Source organism: Serratia sp. D1N4 (assembly GCF_054552755.1).
Genome location: NZ_CM137274.1, coordinates 3,507,004 through 3,527,300 on the forward strand (window position 1 = coordinate 3,507,004; position 20,297 = coordinate 3,527,300).

The 20,297-nt window shown below is 56.8% G+C and carries 5 protein-coding genes; all 5 read right to left on the bottom strand.

What is annotated here, in order from left to right; translation table 11 throughout:
- Position 1: 1 nt before the first annotated feature.
- The 5 genes from ACX1CU_RS15710 to gsiC all read right to left on the bottom strand — a co-directional run bounded on the left by ACX1CU_RS15710 (position 2) and on the right by gsiC (position 20,278).
- Positions 2-2,290, bottom strand: a complete 2,289-nt coding sequence (locus ACX1CU_RS15710) for a type I secretion system permease/ATPase (RefSeq protein WP_459399205.1) — start codon at positions 2,288-2,290, stop codon at positions 2-4.
- Positions 2,291-2,813: 523 nt separating this feature from the next.
- Positions 2,814-3,743, bottom strand: a complete 930-nt coding sequence (locus ACX1CU_RS15715; protein ID WP_459399206.1) for an OmpA family protein — start codon at positions 3,741-3,743, stop codon at positions 2,814-2,816.
- 319 nt (positions 3,744-4,062) lie between these two features.
- Positions 4,063-17,736 (bottom strand): Ig-like domain-containing protein, encoded by a 13,674-nt coding sequence (locus tag ACX1CU_RS15720; protein ID WP_459399207.1) that lies wholly within the window; start codon positions 17,734-17,736, stop codon positions 4,063-4,065.
- A 704-nt stretch (positions 17,737-18,440) separates the two neighbouring features.
- Positions 18,441-19,349 (bottom strand): glutathione ABC transporter permease GsiD, encoded by a 909-nt coding sequence (gene gsiD / locus ACX1CU_RS15725; RefSeq protein ID WP_459399208.1) that lies wholly within the window; start codon positions 19,347-19,349, stop codon positions 18,441-18,443.
- Between the two features lie 8 nt (positions 19,350-19,357).
- Positions 19,358-20,278 (bottom strand): glutathione ABC transporter permease GsiC, encoded by a 921-nt coding sequence (gene gsiC / locus ACX1CU_RS15730; RefSeq protein WP_459399209.1) that lies wholly within the window; start codon positions 20,276-20,278, stop codon positions 19,358-19,360.
- Positions 20,279-20,297: the final 19 nt, after the last annotated feature.

Below are 20,297 nucleotides of genomic sequence, written 5' to 3' on the forward strand. Positions count from 1 at the left end.
TCTAAGCTTCCACTTTCCTTTCGGCGATCCCTGCTACACCATTATTTGGCTTCACGGGTACAGGGTTACCGGTCTCACTCTGCGCATTCTGTTGGGTTTTCTGCTGACTGTTCGCATTCAACATGGCGATGACCTGATTTTTAGGGCCATCAGCCACTACGCGACCATCATCCAGTACGATCAGCCGATCAAAAATATTCAATACGGACATCCGGTGGGTCACAATTACCAACGTCTGCCCTTCTATCGCGCTTTGCAACTGGCGGATAAACAGCGTTTCTGTCATTGCATCCATCGAACTGGTGGGTTCATCCATCAGCAGAATTTTAGGCCGCAGCAGCAGGCAGCGCGCCAGAGCAACCAACTGTTTCTGTCCACCGGACAATGCGCTCCCCATTTCCCCAACCGGCATGTCATAGCCCAGCGGATGTTTGGCCGCGATACGATCCAACCCGGTCATCTGGGCAACGCGCAGAAACTCTTCGGTACTGACTCCCGGATCGCCAATAGTGACATTAAAGCGCAGGGTACCGTGGAACAGTCGGCAGTCTTGGCTTACATACCCCACCGCAGTTCGCCAATCCGCCGGGTCGACCTGAGTCGCATCAACACCATCGATGGTAAGTTGGCCGCTTAAGGGCTGCATTAAGCGCCCCATTACCCGTAACAACGTCGATTTTCCACTGCCAATACTGCCAATAATGGCAACTCGCTCACCGGCCTGGATGTTGATGTTAACGTTCTCCAAAATGGCAGGGGGAACCATGACGCCCGGTACTGGATAAGCAAAGCCCACTTTTCTCAGTTGCAGATTCCCAGCGAAACTGGGCGTCGGCAAATAGTTAACGTCAGCATCACGCTCAGTCGGTAGGTCCATCAACTGATTCAACGACTTCAACGCCGCTTTGGCATGCTGATAGCGTAAGGCCAGCCCAACTACTGAAGCCAGTGGCCCCAGCGAACGACCCGATAAAATGACCACCCCAATCATTGCCCCCATGGTCAACTCGCCCGCGTGGATCAGATAAACACCGAAGACCACAATAACCACGGTGGTGATCTGCTGCATAAAGCTGACAAAGTTAGACGTCAGAGAAGAGAGATATCGGGTCTTCATGGAAGAAGCCGCCGCCAGGGCGCTGAAATCATCCCAACGCTTTTGCATCACGCCTTCGCCCCGAGCCGCTTTCAACGCCTCAAGCCCTTCGATGGTCTCAATCAATAATCCCTGCTTCTGGGAGATCTCACGAATATTTTCCCCCATATAGCGGCTCAGCGGCCACTGAATGCACACGCTAACCAGCAGAATAATCGGGATGGCGATCAACGGGACTATGGCCAGTTGCCCGCCGATCAGATAGATGATCAACATAAACAAAATGCAGAAAGGCAGGTCTGATAGCGTTGATAACGTCGCTGATGTTACAAAATCGCGCACTGCTTCAAAGTCGCGCAGTTGGTTAGCAAAAGAGCCGGTTGACTGCGGCTTGCTCTCCATGCGCATTGCCATGACCTGGCGGAACAATTTGGCCCCCAGAATCAAGTCGGCTTTTTTACCGGCAACATCAATCAGGTAAGTACGCACTTGCCGCGAGGTGAATTCAAATACGATAGCAATCAATACACCGATCGCCAGTGACCATAAGGTGACGTAAGCCTGAGTCGGGATAACGCGATCGTAGACGTTCATGGTAAAAAACGTGCTGGCCAGTGTCAGAACGTTCGCCAGTAAAGCAGCCAGCGCGGCGCTGTAGAAGTAGTGACGATAACGCCACAGCGTGGAGAACAACCAGTGCCCTTCGCGGTTTTTTTCCGGCAGAATTTCGTTATCTGTGCGCTTATCAAGCCTGGGCTTCGGGTTCGCCAACATGGCATAACCGCTGTAATTAGCCATCAATGCGTCTTCTGACATCTGAAGCACGCCACCACTTTCCGGCACCACGACCTGATACTTCAGATCGCCACGTTTACCGGTACGTGAGGTAATCACGCAATAGCTGCCATCGTTGTAGGCCAGCACCAAAGGGAAGAGATAGGTGGAAACCTGAGACAGATCTCGTTTTATCCATCCTCCAGAGAGACCGACCTGATCCAGCATCCGCAACGCCAATTCCGGTGTCAGTTTTTCGCCACGTGGTAATCCCGCATATAACACCGCTGTGCTGGCAACTTTATTATGATATCGACATAACCATTCAACGGCCCACAGCAAGGAATCTTTGCTATTATCTTCCACACTGTCAAAGCCGGTAGATTCCAATACCGGCCGGGTAATTACTTTCTCACTCATAGCCATTCTCTAATTTCATAGAGAGCATAAAAATTCCACTTAAATTTTCTATAAAAAAACGCAACAAAGAGCATAGAATCCAGCTAAAAAATAACAGCCAACCCACAGAAAAAGACATATTAATAACAGGCAAGCACCACGTAACCTGGCTATACTGAAAATTAAATAGAGCACTCATAAATTTAAACTCATACATTCCAAAAAATTAACCTAAAGACAGTAGACATCTTTAAGATAGTGTGACTAAAAATCCATAGAAATAAAAATGAGCCACCTTTTTAGCCCATTTCCAACTATACTCTAAATAATTCGAGTTGCAGGAAGACGGCAATGCAGCCCTCAAAAATTTATATAAGTCACTGGCTAGTGGGTGAGCGTTCAAATCTGCCGAAAACAGATTTGAACGCTGCTTGCAGTGGCCCCGTAAGAACGAGGCCCACACCGATAGGTTGAATAACAAAGCCAATGAACATACAACATGAAATATGGCGGTTATACACCTTATGCCGTGTCTCGGGTTTCGTTATCTGACGACGATATCGACACGTCGGCTATTGATATTGCAACCGGCTGTCTGGCCGGCCACACATCCTTCAGCACTTTGTGCGACGCCCATTCCTTCAGTCACTCCGATAATGGAAGAGTCGACTCCGCCTCGAATCAACTCGTTACGTACGGTCTGGGCTCTGGCATCAGAGAGACGCTGATTAGACTCTCTCTGACCAATCGCATCCGTGTAGCCGTGCAGTTGAATCTCTGTAGCACTCTTCCCTTGCTTGATAAAATCAATCACATTCCGCAGTTTGGCTTGAGACTCAGGTAAAATTGCCCTAGCATCGCTTTTGCCAAACTGGAACAATACGCTTTCTTGGATCAACGTGACACCGCTGCCATTAACGTATTCGCACGGCTTCACCTGTGAAGCACGATTGATGATGCGAGTGTGCGCACGCATTGATGCCAGCTCACTCTCTGCCACCGCACGCTCTACCAATACCGGCTTAGTCCCTTGCAAGCCAGGGTTAGCCAGCAGGAAGTAAGTCACACCAGCTTGCATACCCAACTGATGAGTCGTACTTTGTTTACCTTGATACCTAGGCTGATCGTTGATGTAAGATTCAATCGTATGTGTGCCTGGTGCGACACAGAACACGCTGAACTCACCTGGCAGTAACGCTGATTGCAATTCACGATCCACATACACAGTTGCAGGCAGTTCACCTTGCGGATAGTAAAACACCACTTGTGCCAGTTCTGGAGCTGCATTCGCAACCGGCCTATAGTTGGCAGAAGAGTCACGAACACTGTTAGTAGATGAACCAGAAACAAGTAACGTATCTGTCACTGAACTTACGTATTCCTGTTGCGCCATGGCGGTAAAAGAAAACAACCCGAACGCCAAGGCAATCAATGAAATATTTACTGACTTAACCCTGTTATGAACAAATTCCATTATTAAATTGCTCCCAAATCGTAACATTCACCCATTGAGGGTGATATCGCTACAAATTCCATTCCATACCCCCTAACATCAACAAATGGCAGGAGATCTTCATACACCACAACCCTCACCTTAAATAAGACTCTAGGGGTTTGCTTAATTAACGCCAACCTAGAAGCCCACTGGATTAGTGGTATAAAATTCAAACCTCAGCGAGGTCAGGCAGAATAATCTGTTTTTCTATAACAGCATCTACAGATCATTAACTGACATGAAACCCTGAATACAGTGCCCGATTCACGGGCACTGTAGGGTTATTGCATGACTATTATTACAGAATCACATGAATGGTATTCTCAACGAACAGTTCACCGGTTTGGCCCATATTACTGTAGACGTTGTAAGTAATACCGCCCTGTGAGGTCTGACCTTGATGAAGCCACCTTTGTGAAGCCTCATTGCCAGAGTTCAATTCAACTTGGCCATTGTCCCCAGTAATTTGCAATTGCATCTTGCTGTCATTCAACATCAGGTCTCGTTCTCCCGTTGCGATCAAGTCACTGAAACGTAACGCGAGGGTATTGTTACCGTTACCCATGTCGAAGTGTTCAAACCCTTGGACTTTAGCCCCCATGGTAGCCAGGTTAAGGTACAAGCTTTGACCATCGAGTTTGAGGGTATCCGTACCCAATCCGCCATCGACCCGTACAAAATCAGTGCTTACGATAGAAATGACATCATTGCCAGCGCCACCGTATACCACATCCCCCGTGCCTACATTGCTGATCTGGTCATTACCGTGCGATGCTGCAACACGATCCACCACATTGGTACGCAAAACATGTGTGTCATTATCTATGGTGCTCATATGCGTCAGATTCTCTTTACTGCCATAGAAGATCTCATATCCGCCGGCGTTAAAAGCCAAGGAATCATCCCCCCATGACGGTATAGCGATATCCTGCAAACCATCACCATCCCAGTCACCCATACCAACGTTGGTGCCCATATAATCCTGGGTGACTTTACCCACCCACTTCTCGGCCTGACCAGCGGAAACCAATGCATCGAGATCCGTATTAGCCGCAAAACCACCACCGGCACGCCCGTAGACCAAGTAAACAGCACCGTTGTCCGTCTTGCCGTTGATATCAGCATTCGGGGCCGTGATCAGGAAATCATCGTAGCCGTCCCCGTTGTAATCACCTGTACCTCTGGCCCCCGTACCTAATAGAGCATTGGTTCCGGTGCCTGATGCCTGCAGAACAAAACCGTTGCTGCCATTCAGGTTGCTAAGGTTGAAGTCACTCCACCCTCCGGTCTTACCATAAATGACATAAGCACGTCCTGGTGCCACGCCATCATAAGCCCCGTCTCCCCACAAAGGTGAACCGATGATAAAGTCATCAACACCATCACCGTTGATATCACCCAGAGTAGAAACACTATTACCTGACCCAAAATAACTATAACCGTGAGCATCGGTAGATAGGTCACGCACGATATCACCGAGGTTTTCACCGTATTCAGTGCCACCAATCCGGATGCCATACTTCTGATACTGCGTCCAGAAATCCGTGGTTTGTGTATAGGTCTTAGCAGCACCATACCCAGCAGTGGTTCCCCAAACCAGGTAAGCATAACTGTTCGCTCCACCGGCTAGATTCGTATCAGGGTGCGTAATGACGAAGTCATCGAGACCGTCACCATTGACATCACCAACCAAGCGGACGTGGTCGCCAAAGCTGTTTGCACTATTGGAGTAGAAGGTGCTGTATTTGTTGCTGGCCAGTTGACCAATATAAGCACCATTGCCAAACTCCCACAGTGTCCCATCACTCATCTGCTCCAGGTTGTTCCAGGTACCTGCTGCCCCCTGCTTGCCATAGAGGGTGTACACCATGTTCTGACCTGAGTCGGAAATGATCAAATCACCATAACCATCGCCATTGAAGTCACCACCGGTGCTACCGTCAGCAAACCACGCATTGTTACCATGCAGGTAGAAACCATCCTTAGTTGCAGTCGTTGCCATACTGTTCAGTGAGATGGTGCTTGTCCCCGTCTCGCGACCAAAAATCACATAAGCGCCGTCCTGGTGGTGTGAGGCAACAACCAAGTCATCATAACCATCGCCGTTGAAATCCCCCAAGCTCATGATATTCAAGCCTGATTTACCGATAGCCCCAGTTACGCCAACGTTATCAAAACGAATTCCCTGGCTAGCGTTCATCTTATCTATGTCGTTCAGCGTCGGAATGCCCAGCACCGATCCATAAACCAGATAGACATTAGAGTTACCTGCTCCTGCAAGACCATTCGATTGAGTATGTGGTGCTGAAACAATAAAGTCTTCAATACCATCACCGTTAAAGTCACCAGCACTCGTTATTTCCCAACCCAGCCCATCCTGCTGTTGACCGCTCTTACCTATCGTCGGGGTAGAGTTATCTATCACCAGACGGGCACTAGCCCTATCGTCAAGTAAACCAGCATTTGTTTGCACACCGGCTTCACTCAACAACACCACTTTCAGATTGTAGCTACCGTTCTTTAACTGCGGCAATGTCTGAGGGTAACTTACCGAGTTTCCTGCAAAACTACCTGGGATCTGTTCTTTAGCAAATAAGGTATCACCTGCACTGTATTTACCGTCGTTGTCAATATCATCGAACAACACCGAATACATTTTACCAGCAGTAATATCCGCTTGTTCTTTCGTCCCCAGCCCAGTCACTTTCACTTCAACAGCCACAACACTGGTACTCGTAATATTATCTGTCGAGCTGACGCCGTTATCACTTATCGACATCAAGTCCAGCGTGAGTTTACCGATACTTGGAGGTGCGGTATCAACCGTGACGACCTGTTGAGTTACACCCCCCGCCATACCTGTTGCACTGGATACCCGGACCATATAGGTATGCTTACCATTGGTCAGTACACGCCCATCAACATAGCTCCAAGTGCCACCCGCAGAGACATTCACACTTGACCAGTTCACCCCTCCATCCACAGATATTTGTGCTATCTGACCTGCGTTTAATGGCGCATCCAGCGTTCCAAAGACGGTCAGTGTGGTATCCGAGGTAATGAAGTCAGATGCCGACAAGCCGGTATCATCACTGATACCTGAAATCACCATTTTCTGGCTCGGAGCCACCGACTCTACCGTAAACGCCCAGCTATCGCTGGTGCTGACGTTGCCCGCCGGATCCTTGGCGCTGGCGCTCAGGCTGTGTGCGCCCTGGCCCAGATCGGTGGTTGGCGTAAAGCGCCAGTTACCGCTGCCGTCTGCCGTCACGCTGCCCAGCACATTGCTGCCGTCACTTACCGTCACCACGCTGCCGGCCTTCGCCGTGCCGTTCAGCGTCGGACGCAGGTCGTCCGTCACGCCGCTCTGCTCGATGGCGCCCTGTTTGCTACCCACGTCGTCCGTCAGACTGCCCAGTTGCACCTGACCCGGCACCACATCGACCGTGACCGCCAGATGCTCACCTTCGGCACTGGTGTTACCCGCCTTATCGGTCACCGTGGTGGTAAAGTCGTGTGCGCCGTTGGTCAGCGGGGTGCTTGGCGTGAAACTCCAGTCACCGTTCGCATCCACCGTGGTGCTGCCGATCGCCTTGCCGTTGTCCAGCACGGTGACCACGCCGCCTGCTTCCGCCTTGCCGCTGAAGGTTGGCGTGCTGTCGTCGGTGGTGCTGCCCGCCGTCAGTGGGTCCTGCACGCTGCCGGCATCATCCGTCACCACCAGACCGGTGGCCGGGGCCGGTGGCTGGGTGTCAACCACGATACCGAAGTCACCGGTGGTCGGGCTGACCTGGCCGATGCTGTCCATCACCGAGGCCGTCAGGTTGTGATTACCCTCACCCAGTGGGCTGCTCGGGGTAAAGCTCCATGCGCCGTTGCTATCGGCGGTGGTGCTGCCGATTGCCGTGCCGTTGTCGTACACCGTGACGGTGCCGCCCGGCAACGCCGTGCCCTTCAGGGTCGGGGTGCTGTCGTTGGTAACATCACCTTTCTGCAGCGCACCGGTGTGCGGGGCCACATCGTCTTCCACCGAGCCAATCACCGGTGCCGCTGGGGCCTGGGTGCTCACCGTAAAGCCATACTCCGGTGACGCCGCCGTGGTGTTGCCCGCGCTGTCGGTTTCCTTGGCGGTCAATCCATACAGACCGTCTGCCAGTGGCAGGGTCGGTTTCAGTGACCAGGTGCCGTCATCTTGCACGGTCGCCGTACCAATCACGTTCGTGCCGTTGTACACCGTAACGGTGTTGCCGGCTTCCGCGCCAGTCCCTTTGAGGGTCGGACGGTTGTCGTCGGTCATGCCACCCTGCGCTACGTTGCCGGTGATCGCTCCAACCGCATCTTCCACCCCGGTGATCGCCACCAGGCTTGCGTCCGGTGCGCTGAAGTCCAGCGTCAGGCTAAAGGTGTTGGACGGTGCGCTGACGTTACCCGCCGCGTCCGTCGCCGTGACGGTGAAGCGATGCTCGCCTTCCGCCAGTGGCGTGGTCGGCGTAAAGCGCCAGGTGCCCGAGGCATCGGTCTGTACCGAGCCCAGCAACCCGTTCTGATCGGCGATCTTCACGGTGCTGTTGGCTTCCGCACGGCCGGTCAGCGTTGGCGTCGGATCGTCCGTCGCACTGCCGCTGGTCATATTCTGTGGCTGTACGCTGCCCACATCGTCCGCTACCGCGTCAATGGTCGGGGCATTCGGCGCCACCGCATCCACGGTAAACGCCCACTTGCCGCTCTCACTGACGTTGCCCGCCGGATCCTTGGCGCTGGCGCTCAGGCTGTGTGTGCCCTGGCCCAGATCGGTCTCTGGCGTAAAGCGCCAGTTACCCTGCTCATCCGCCGTGACGCTGCCCAGCACATTGCTGCCGTCACTTACCGTCACCACGCTGCCGGCCTTCGCCGTGCCGTTCAGCGTCGGACGCAGGTCGTCCGTCACGCCGCTCTGCTCGATGGCGCCCTGTTTGCTGCCCACGTCGTCCGTCAGACTGCCCAGTTGCACCTGACCCGGCACCACATCGACCGTGACCGCCAGATGCTCACCTTCGGCACTGGTGTTACCCGCCTTATCGGTCACCGTGGTGGTAAAGTCGTGTGCGCCGTTGGTCAGCGGGGTGCTTGGCGTGAAACTCCAGTCACCGTTCGCATCCACCGTGGTGCTGCCGATCGCCTTGCCGTTGTCCAGCACGGTGACCACGCCGCCCGCTTCCGCCTTGCCGCTGAAGGTTGGCGTGCTGTCGTCGGTGGTGCTGCCCGCCGTCAGTGGGTCCTGCACGCTGCCGGCATCATCCGTCACCACCAGACCGGTGGCCGGGGCCGGTGGCTGGGTGTCAACCACGATACCGAAGTCACCGGTGGTCGGGCTGACCTGGCCGATGCTGTCCATCACCGAGGCCGTCAGGTTGTGATTACCCTCACCCAGTGGGCTGCTCGGGGTAAAGCTCCATGCGCCGTTGCTATCGGCGGTGGTGCTGCCGATTGCCGTGCCGTTGTCGTACACCGTGACGGTGCCGCCCGGCAACGCCGTGCCCTTCAGGGTCGGGGTGCTGTCGTTGGTAACATCACCTTTCTGCAGCGCACCGGTGTGCGGGGCCACATCGTCTTCCACCGAGCCAATCACCGGTGCCGCTGGGGCCTGGGTGCTCACCGTAAAGCCATACTCCGGTGACGCCGCCGTGGTGTTGCCCGCGCTGTCGGTTTCCTTGGCGGTCAATCCATACAGACCGTCTGCCAGTGGCAGGGTCGGTTTCAGTGACCAGGTGCCGTCATCTTGCACGGTCGCCGTACCAATCACCGCGGTGCCGTTGTACACGGTAACGGTGTTACCGACTTCCGCCCCGGAGCCCTTGAGGGTCGGACGGTTGTCGTCGGTCATGCCACCCTGCGCTACGTTGCCGGTGATCGCTCCAACCGCATCTTCCACCCCGGTGATCGCCACTTTGCTTGCGTCCGGCGCACTGAAGTCCAGCGTCAGGCTAAAGGTGTTGGACGGTGCGCTGACGTTACCCGCTGCGTCCGTGGCCGTGACGGTGAAGCGGTGCTCCCCTTCCGCCAGTGGCGTGGTCGGCGTAAAGCGCCAGATGCCCGAGGCATCGGTCTGTACCGAGCCCAGCAACCCGTTCTGATCGGCGATCTTCACGGTGCTGTTGGCTTCCGCACGGCCGGTCAGCGTTGGCGTCGGATCGTCCGTCGCACTGCCGTTGGCCATCGCCTGTGGCTGTACGCTGCCCACATCGTCCGCTGCCGCGTCAATGGTCGGGGCATTCGGTGCCACCGCATCCACGGTAAACGCCCACTTGCCGCTCTCACTCACGTTGCCCGCCGGATCCTTGGCGCTGGCGCTCAGGCTGTGTGCGCCCTGGCCCAGATCGGTCTCTGGCGTAAAGCGCCAATTACCCTGCTCATCCGCCGTCACGCTGCCCAGCACATTACTGCCGTCGCTCACCGTCACTACGCTGCCGGCTTTCGCCGTGCCGTTCAGCGTCGGACGGGTGTCGTCCGTCACGCCGTTCTGCACGATATTGCCCTGCACGCTGCCCACGTCATCCGTCAGACTGCCCAGTTGCACCTGACCCGGTACCACATCCACGTTCACCACCAGATGCTCACCTTCGGCACTGGTGTTGCCCGCCTTATCGGTCACCGTGGTGGTGAAATCGTGCTCGCCGTTGGTCAGCGGGGTGCTTGGCGTAAAGCGCCAGTTGCCATCGCCATCCACCGTGGTGCTGCCGATCGCCTTGCCGTTGTCCAGCACGGTGACCACACTGCCCGCTTCCGCCTTGCCGCTGAAGCTTGGCGTGCTGTCGTCGGTGGTGCCGCCCGCTGTCAGTGGGCCCTGTACACTGCCCGCATCATCCGTCACCACCAGATCCGTTACCGCTGCCGGTGGCCGGGTGTCAACCACGATACCGAAGTCACCGGTGGTCGGGCTGACCTGGCCGATGCTGTCCATCACCGAAGCCGTCAGGTTGTGGTTGCCTTCACCCAGTGGGGTGCTCGGGGTAAAGCTCCACGCGCCGTTGGTATCAGCGGTGGTGCTGCCGATCGCCGTGCCGTTGTCGTACACCGTCACGGTGCCGCCCGGCAACGCCGTCCCTTTCAGGGTCGGGGTGCTGTCGTTGGTGACATCGCCTTTCTGCAGCGCACCGGTGTGCGGGGCCACATCGTCTTCCACCGAACCAATCACCGGTGCCGCTGGGCCCTGGGTGAGGATCGTGAAGCCATACTCCGGTGACGCCGCCGTGGTGTTGCCCACGCTGTCGGTTTCCTTCGCCGTCAAGGCATACAGGCCGTCTGCCAGTGGCAGGGTCGGTTTCAGTGACCAGGTGCCGTCATCTTGCACGGTCGCCGTACCAATCACCGCGGTGCCGTTGTACACGGTAACGGTGTTACCGACTTCCGCCCCGGTCCCCTTGAGGGTCGGACGGCTGTCGTCGGTGGTTCCGCCGGATACCACATTACCTTTGAATGCCCCGACCGTATCGTCTACCCCGGTGATCGCCACTTTGCTTGCGTCCGGTGCGCTGAAGTCCAGCGTCAGGCTAAAGGTGTTGGACGGTGCGCTGACGTTACCCGCTGCGTCCGTGGCCGTGACGGTGAAGCGGTGCTCGCCTTCCGCCAGTGGCGTGGTCGGCGTAAAGCGCCAGGTGCCCGAGGCATCGGTCTGTACCGAGCCCAGCAACCCGTTCTGATCGGCGATCTTCACGGTGCTGTTGGCTTCCGCACGGCCGGTCAGCGTTGGCGTCGGATCGTCCGTCGCACTGCCGTTGGCCATCGCCTGTGGCTGTACGCTGCCCACATCGTCCGCTGCCGCGTCAATGGTCGGGGCATTCGGCGCCACCGCATCCACGGTAAACGCCCACTTGCCGCTCTCACTCACGTTGCCCGCCGGATCTTTGGCGCTGGCGCTCAGGCTGTGTGTGCCCTGGCCCAGATCGGTCTCTGGCGTAAAGCGCCAGTTACCCTGCTCATCCGCCGTGACGCTGCCCAGCACCGTGCTGCCGTCGCTCACCGTCACCACGCTGCCAGCCTTCGCCGTGCCGTTCAGCGTCGGACGCAGGTCGTCCGTCACGCCGCTCTGCTCGATGGCGCCCTGCACGCTGCCCACGTCGTCCGTCAGACTGCCCAGTTGCACCTGACCCGGTACCACGTCCACGTTCACCACCAGATGCTCGCCTTCGGCACTGGTGTTACCCGCCTTGTCGGTCACCGTGATGGTAAAGTCGTGTGCGCCGTTGGTCAGCGGGGTGCTTGGCGTGAAACTCCAGTTGCCCTTGTCATCCGCCGTGGTGCTGCCGATCGCCTTGCCGTTGTCCAGCACGGTGACCACGCTGCCCGCTTCCGCCTTGCCGCTGAAGCTTGGCGTGCTGTCGTCGGTGGTGCCGCCCGCTGTCAGTGGGCCCTGTACACTGCCCGCATCATCCGTCACCACCAGATCCGTTACCGCTGCCGGTGGCCGGGTGTCAATCACGATACCGAAGTCACCGGTGGTCGGGCTGACCTGGCCGATGCTGTCCATCACCGAGGCCGTCAGGTTGTGATTACCCTCACCCAGTGGGGTGCTCGGGGTAAAGCTCCACGCGCCGTTGGTATCAGCGGTGGTGCTGCCGATCGCCGTGCCGTTGTCGTACACCGTCACGGTGCCGCCCGGCAACGCCGTCCCTTTCAGGGTCGGGGTGCTGTCGTTGGTGACATCGCCTTTCTGCAGCGCACCGGTGTGCGGGGCCACATCATCTTCCACCGAACCAATCACCGGTGCCGCTGGGCCCTGGGTGAGGATCGTGAAGCCATACTCCGGCGACGCCGCCGTGGTGTTGCCCACGCTGTCGGTTTCCTTGGCGGTCAATCCATACAGACCGTCTGCCAGTGGCAGGGTCGGTTTCAGTGACCAGGTGCCGTCATCTTGCACGGTCGCCGTACCAATCACCGCGGTGCCGTTGTACACGGTAACGGTGTTACCGACTTCCGCGCCGGTGCCCTTGAGGGTCGGACGGTTGTCGTCGGTCATGCCACCCTGCGCTACGTTGCCGGTGATCGCTCCAACCGCATCTTCCACCCCGGTGATCGCCACTAGACCAGCGTCCGGTGCAGAGTAGTCGGTGCTCAACTCAAACGGCGCGGATGGCGCACTGGTGTTGCCCGCTTTGTCCGTCGCCGTGGTGGTGATGCTGTGCTCACCTTCCACCAGTGGGGTAGTCGGGGTAAACGACCACGCGCCGTTGTTGTCGGCGGTGACCGAACCCAACAGTTTATTGTTGTCGTACACCTTGATGGTGCTGCCCGGCTCTGCCGACCCGTTGAAGGTCGGGTTGGCGTCGTCGGTCACGCTGCCGCTGCTCAATGGCCCGCGCACGTCGCCCACGTCGTCAATCGCCCCGCCAATCACTGACTGTGCAGGGGCTTCGGTGTCCACCTTCAGCTCAAACGCTGGCGAGGTCACGCGGTTGCCCGCCGCATCTTCTGCGGTCACGGTCAGGCTATGGTTGCCTTCACCCAGATCGGTTTCTGGCGTAAAGCGCCAGCTGCCATCTGGCTGTACGGTGGTGGTGCCCAGCACGGTATCGCCGTCTTTCACGGTCACCACGCTGCCCGGCTTGCCGCTGCCGTTCAGTTCTGGACGGGTATCGTCCGTTACATCGCCCGGTTGCAGGCTGCCGGTATTCGGCCCCACGTTGTCAGTTACCGAACCCAGTTGAACCACTACCGGGGTGTCGTCCACCACGATGTTCACACCCGGGCTTGGCTCACTCACGTTGCCCGCTTCATCGGTCACCGTGGTGCTCAGATTATGCTCGCCGTTATCCAGCGGCTCACTCGGGGTAAACGTCCAGTTGCCGTTCTCGTCGATCACGCTGCTGCCGATCTCGTTGCCGTTGTCCAGCACCGTCACGGTTTCACCCGGCTCGCCTTTGCCGCTCAGGGTCGGGGAACGGTCGTCGGTGGTTTCGCCCGGCTTCACTTCACCGGTCTTCTCACCCACGTTGTCGGTGATGACAATCTCGGTGGCCGAATCTGGCACCGTGGTATCAATCACAATGCCGAAGCTGCCGCTTGGCGCGCTGATATTGCCCGCCGCATCGGTGGCGGTGATGCTCAGACTGTGGCTGCCGTCTTGCAGTGCCGTTTCAGGCGTGAAGCTCCACTTGCCGTTGGCATCAGCGGTGACCGAACCCAGGGTCTGACCGTTGTCCACGATAGTCACTTTGCTGCCCGCTTCGGCGGTGCCGCTCAGGGTCGGGGTGCTGTCGTTGGTGATATCACCCTTCTGCAATGGCCCAACGTGCGGTGCCGCGTTGTCCACCACGCTGGTGATCGCCGGCTGCGACGGCACGGTGATGTCGACATTGAGGTCATAGGATGGGGTACTTGGCTGGGTCTTGTTGCCAGCCGCATCCACCGCCACGATGGTCAGTTGGTTCTGACCTTCCAGCAGTGGCGTGGTTGGCGTCAGTGACCAGGTGCCGTCCGCCTGTACGGTGGTGCTGCCAATCGGACGATTGCCAGCCGCATCGGCCGCATAGACGATGATAGTGTCACCGGCGCTACCGATACCGCTGATCAACGGCTGGCTGTCGTCGGTGATGCCGCCGGACACAATGGTGCCCTGCTCGCTGCCCACGCGGTCCGCCACGCCGGTGATCGCCAGGAACTCTGGCCCGGTCGGTGACGCAGTGTAGTCGGTGCTCAGCTCAAACGGCTCGGATGGCGCACTGGTGTTGCCCGCTTTGTCCGTCGCCGTGGTGGTGATGCTGTGTTCGCCTTCCACCAGTGGGGTGGTCGGGGTAAACGTCCAGGCACCGTTGTTGTCGGCGGTGACCGAACCCAACAGGTTGCCGTTGTCGTACAGCTTGATAACGCTGCCCGGCTCTGCCGACCCGTTAAAGGTCGGGTTGGCGTCGTCGGTCACGCTGCCGCTGCTCAATGGCCCGCGCACATCGCCCACGTCGTCAATCGCCCCGCCAATCACTGACTGTGCAGGGGCTTCGGTGTCCACCTTCAGCTCAAACGCTGGCGAGGTCACGCTGTTACCCGCCGCATCTTCTGCGGTCACGGTCAGGCTGTGGTTGCCTTCACCCAGATCGGTCTCTGGCGTAAAGCTCCAGCTGCCGTCCGGCTTCACGGTGGTGGTGCCCAGCACGGTGTCACCGTCTTTCACGGTCACGGTGCTGCCCGGCTTGCCGCTGCCGTTCAGTTCTGGACGCGCGTCGTCCGTCACATCACCCGGTTGCAGGCTGCCGGTATTCGGCCCCACGTTGTCGTTAACGGAACCCAACTGAACCAGGACCGGGGTGTCGTCCACCACAATGTTCACGCCCGGGCTCGGCTCACTCACGTTGCCTGCCGGATCGGTCACGGTGGTGCTCAGAGTGTGATCGCCGTTATCCAGCGGTTCACTCGGGGTGAACGTCCAGTTGCCGTTCTCGTCGATCACGGTGCTGCCAATTTCTTTGCCGTTGTCGGTCACCGTCACGGTGCCGCCCGGCTCACCTTTCCCGCTCAGGGTCGGTGAACGGTCATCGGTAGTCTCGCCTGGCTTCACTTCACCGGTCTTCTCACCCACGTTATCGGTAATAACAATATCGGTGGCCGAATCTGGCACGGTGGTGTCAATGACGATACCGAAGTTGCCGCTTGGCTGGCTGACGTTACCCGCCGCATCGGTCGCGGTGATATTCAGGCTGTGGTTGCCGTCTTTCATCGCCGTTTCTGGCGTGAAGGTCCACTTGCCGTTGGCATCGGCGGTCACTGAACCAATGGCCTGGCCGTTATCTATCACGGTGACGATGTTACCTGGTGCCGCAGTGCCGCTCAGGGTCGGGGTCGTGTCGTTGGTGACATCGCCTTTCTGCAGTGGCCCGACGTGTGGCTCCGCGTTGTCCACCACGCTGCCGATCGTCGCTTCGGATGAGACAGGAATAAACAGGCTGATGTCATAGCTCGGTGAAGAGAAGCCGGTACGGTTGCCCGCCGGATCCTGCGCCACGATCGCCAGTTGGTTGTTGCCTTCCAGCAGCGGCAGCTCAGGCGTCATGCTCCACTTGCCATCCGGCTGTACCACGGCGCTGCCAATCAGATGCTGACCGGCGCTGTCGGTGGTGTAAACAAACACGGTGTCACCGGCGGTGCCGATACCGCTGATCAGCGGCTGGCTGTCGTCGGTCACCGCGCCGTTATCCACGGCACCCTGGCGATCGCCCACGCGGTCTTCCACGGCGGTAATGGCCAGATGATCCGGGCCCTCCGGCGATGCGGTGGTATCGACGGTAAAGTTCAATGACTCGGACGGCGCACTTTCATTGCCGGCCGGATCGGTTTCGGTCACGGTAATGCTGTGATCGGTTTCAGCCAGCGGGGTCTCTGGCGTGAAGGACCACTTGCCGTTGTCACCCACCACCACGGAGCCGATTTTCTCGCCGCCGTCATAGATGTTGATAACGTTGCCTGGTTCACCCGCGCCACTCAGTTTAGGCTGGGTTTCATCGGTGGAGCCGCCGTTAACAATCGGCCCGGTGATCGGCCCGGTATTATCCTGCGCCTGCGCCACATCCGGTTTGCCCGGTGCCGTGGTATCGACCACGATCTCAATCGGGTTGGACGGTACGCTGGCATTGCCGGCCTGGTCGACTTCGGTCACGACGAGTTGATGGCTGCCTTCAGTCAGAGGCTCATCAACGACGTAGCTCCAGTTGCCCTGATCGTCGACCACGGCAGAGCCCAGTGGCTTACCGTTGTCCGTGATAATGATGACGTTACCGGGCTCACCCACGCCGTTCAGCTGTGGCTGGGTTTCATCCGTCACGCTGCCATTGGTCAACGGGCCAGTGACGCTGCCGGTGTTGTCAAGAATGCTGCCGATAGACGGCTGGGAAGGAGCCTGGGTATCGACCGTAAAGGTCCAGCCGCCAGACTGCTCGCTCTGGTTGCCCGCCGGATCGGTCTGGGAAACGGTCAGGGTATGGCTGCCGTCGGTCAGATCGGTGTCAGGCTTAAAGGACCAGCGGCCATCTTCGTTGACCTCGGTTTCGCCAATCACGATACCATTGTCATAAATGGTGACGGTGCTGCCGACTTCGCCGCTGCCGCTCAGTTCAGGACGCGGATCGTCGGTCATGCCGCCGGCGTTGATTTCACCCACAACATCCCCGACTTTATCCATGACATGCTGGAGGCCCGGCACATCCGGAGGAGTGGTATCGACGTTGAAATTCAGAGAATCGGACGGCGAACTGACGTTGCCTGCCGGATCGGTCTCGGTGATCACCAACTGGTGCGAACCTTCACCCAGTTCAGCGTCAGGGGTAAACGTCCAGTTGCCGTTGCCGTCAATCACCACGCTGCCAATGGCCTGACCGTTGTCATAGACGGTGATGAGGTCACCAGGCGTGCCCTGACCGTTCAGAACCGGGCGAGTTTCGTCGGTGACGCTGCCGTTCTGGATCGCGCCGGTGACGGCACCTTTCTGGTCTAACGCTTCGCCGATGGCGGGTTTGGCCGGTGGGGTGGTATCAGCCGGGTTGTTGTCATCGGTGTTGCGGTTATGATAGGCAATAGCGGCACCAGCGCCGATCGCCGTCGCCGCAGCGACCCAACCGAGCAGACCAAACAAGGCATCATGATTGTCGTCTGAGGAGGTAAATATACCATTGCCGCTGCCTAACGCGGGGCCGCCTAAAGCGGCTGGCGACAACTCACCTTCACCGGTCAGATAGCCATGTTCGTAGCCTTCACCGGACAATGGTACGTAGGCATACAGTTGCCCATCTTCCGCCATGCCCAACAGCACCGGGTTGTTGGCATCACCATTGAAATAATCCTCAATGATAATACTGGCTTTAGTGTCCCCTTCCTGGATAACGTGTAGCGCTTTGCCTACACGTACCAGGGTAATATTCTCCGGTGCAAAATCGTTACCCAGATTTTTCAACAGGTATTTATTACCGTGAATCAGCTTAACTTTAACAGCCTTGTTTGCGTTCGCAGTCAACAGTCGGGTTTTCCCTTCACCATTGTTTACAGCTAGAACTATTGTTCTATCCATATGTATTACAACTCCATAAGTCGTCTAGATTAAAATTCCGTGATGTTACCGTGATACTCAAATTGCACATGCTTTAGCTTAGTTGCCAGCATCTGTAACCATCGCGCAACCTAAGCCATTAAAAACAAATTATAAAATAAGTATTTTGAGGTTAAAGAGAGTGCATTCGTGACAAATAGTCAATGTAGCCTTATCTTTATTTCAGCGGAGTATAGGACTTTGCTCAACCACTGTGAAATGGTATTTTTTTATCAGTGATAAGAAAATATATTCACTAATCATCGTGTAATTAGTGCAAATAAGATATTCATAATCTCATTAATTAATTTTATGACTTAAATTAATTAACCGATAGTTAAGCTTCTTAAAATAATTATTTTTATCACCTATGAAATTTTATTTAGGGTATATATCCGGGTGCCTAGAGTTAAAAAAACACTTGGTCATCAGTCGCTTTTTGCGCCTGAAACTCACTTATACTCTAAGAAATTCGAGTTGTTTGCAGGTGGCCACTGAGTGACAAATCGGTCAGAGACCGATTTGAACGCTGCTTGCAGCGGCCCCAAAGGGCGAGTAACCAAGCTAACATTCAAGCAACTTGAAGTATGAAGGATATATGAGCATTGCTGACGTCATTCAGGTCACGTAGCCTAACCTTTCAGCTTCGGATCCAACGCATCGCGCAACCCATCACCCAACAGGTTGAACGCCAGCACGGTGAGGAAAATCGCCAGGCAGGGGAAGATCGCCACATGCGGCGCAATCACCATATCGGCTCTGGCTTCATTAAGCATTGCGCCCCATTCCGGCGTTGGCGGCTGTGCGCCCAGGCCAAGAAACGACAGGCTAGCCGCGGTGATAATCGAGGTGCCAATACGCATGGTGAAATAGACCACGATCGATGAAATGGTGCCCGGCAGAATATGCCGCATGATAATGGTCCAGTCAGAAGCGCCGATGCTGCGCGCCGATTCGATGTAGGTCAGGTGTTTCAGTACCAAAGTGTTGCCACGCACCAGGCGGGCAAACGCCGGAATGCTGAAAATCGCCACGGCGACAATCACGTTAGCCATTCCGCTGCCCATGATCGCCACCACGCCAATTGCCAGCAAAATACCGGGGAAGGCAAACAACACATCGCTGATACGCATCACGATGCGATCCCACCAGCCTTCATAATATCCGGCCAGCAGCCCGAGCAGCGTGCCGATCGCCCCGCCCACCAAAACCGAAAATACCCCGGCAGCCAGAGAGATACGCGTGCCCATTAGAATTCGGCTGAAAATATCGCGCCCGAGAGAGTCGACGCCCAACCAGTGCACCAATGAAGGGCCGTCATTCAGCCGATCGTAATCGAAGTAGTTTTCCGCATCATAGGGCACCAGATACGGGGCCAGCAACGCGGCAGCCACCAGCAACAGCACAAACAGCCCGGCCAGTAACGCAATATGCTGCCGCCGGAAACGCCGCCAGAATTCATGCCAAGGCGTACGCACCGCATTAGGATTCACCTGCGGCATGGTTTTCAGTGCGGCATTACGCCGCCAATGCTTAATCATGCGGCCGCCTATTGGTAGCGAATGGAAGGGTTGATCGCCGCATACAGCATATCCACCAACAAATTAATCAGAATAAACTCCAGGGAAAACAGCAGCACTTCTGCCTGGATCACTGGGTAATCACGCATTTCTACCGAATCCACCAGCAAGCGCCCTAACCCCGGCCAGTTGAATACCTTTTCTACTACGATCGAGCCACCCAGCAGAAAGCCAAACTGCAACCCCATCATGGTGACTACTGGGATCATCGCGTTGCGCAACCCGTGTTTGACGATCACCAGCGACTCGCGCACGCCTTTGGCCCTTGCGGTACGCATATAGTCTTCCTGCATCACCTCCACAAACGAGGCGCGGGTAAAACGGGCCATCACGGCGGCCACCGCCGCGCCCAGCGTGACCGAGGGCAGAATATAGTGCCGCCAGCTGTCGGCCCCCACCGTGGGCAACCAACCCAGGCTGACCGAGAACACCTGCATCAGCAGCATACCCAGCGCAAAGGCCGGGAAAGAGATGCCTGAAACCGCCAGCATCATTCCCAGCCGATCCGGCCAGCGATTGCGCCATACGGCGGAAGTCATGCCGATCGTCATTCCAAATATCACCGCCCACACCATGCTGGTTAAGGTCAACCAGAACGTGGGCATAAAACGTGAGGCGATCTCTTCACTGACAGGGCGCTTGGACACCATCGAGGTGCCGAAATCGCCCTGCAGAATGTTGACGAAGAAACGTACAAACTGCTGCGGCAGCGGTTTATCCAGCCCCAGATCCTGGCGTACCAGTTGCACCACCGCTTCGTCGGCGTCTTGCCCGGCCACCAGCCGCGCCGGATCGCCCGGCAGCAGATGGACAAACAGGAACACCAGCACCGCCACAATCAGCAGCGTCGGGATCAGCCCCAGCAGGCGCTTGAGAAAGTAATTAAGCATGCGTATCCGCCTCAGCCCA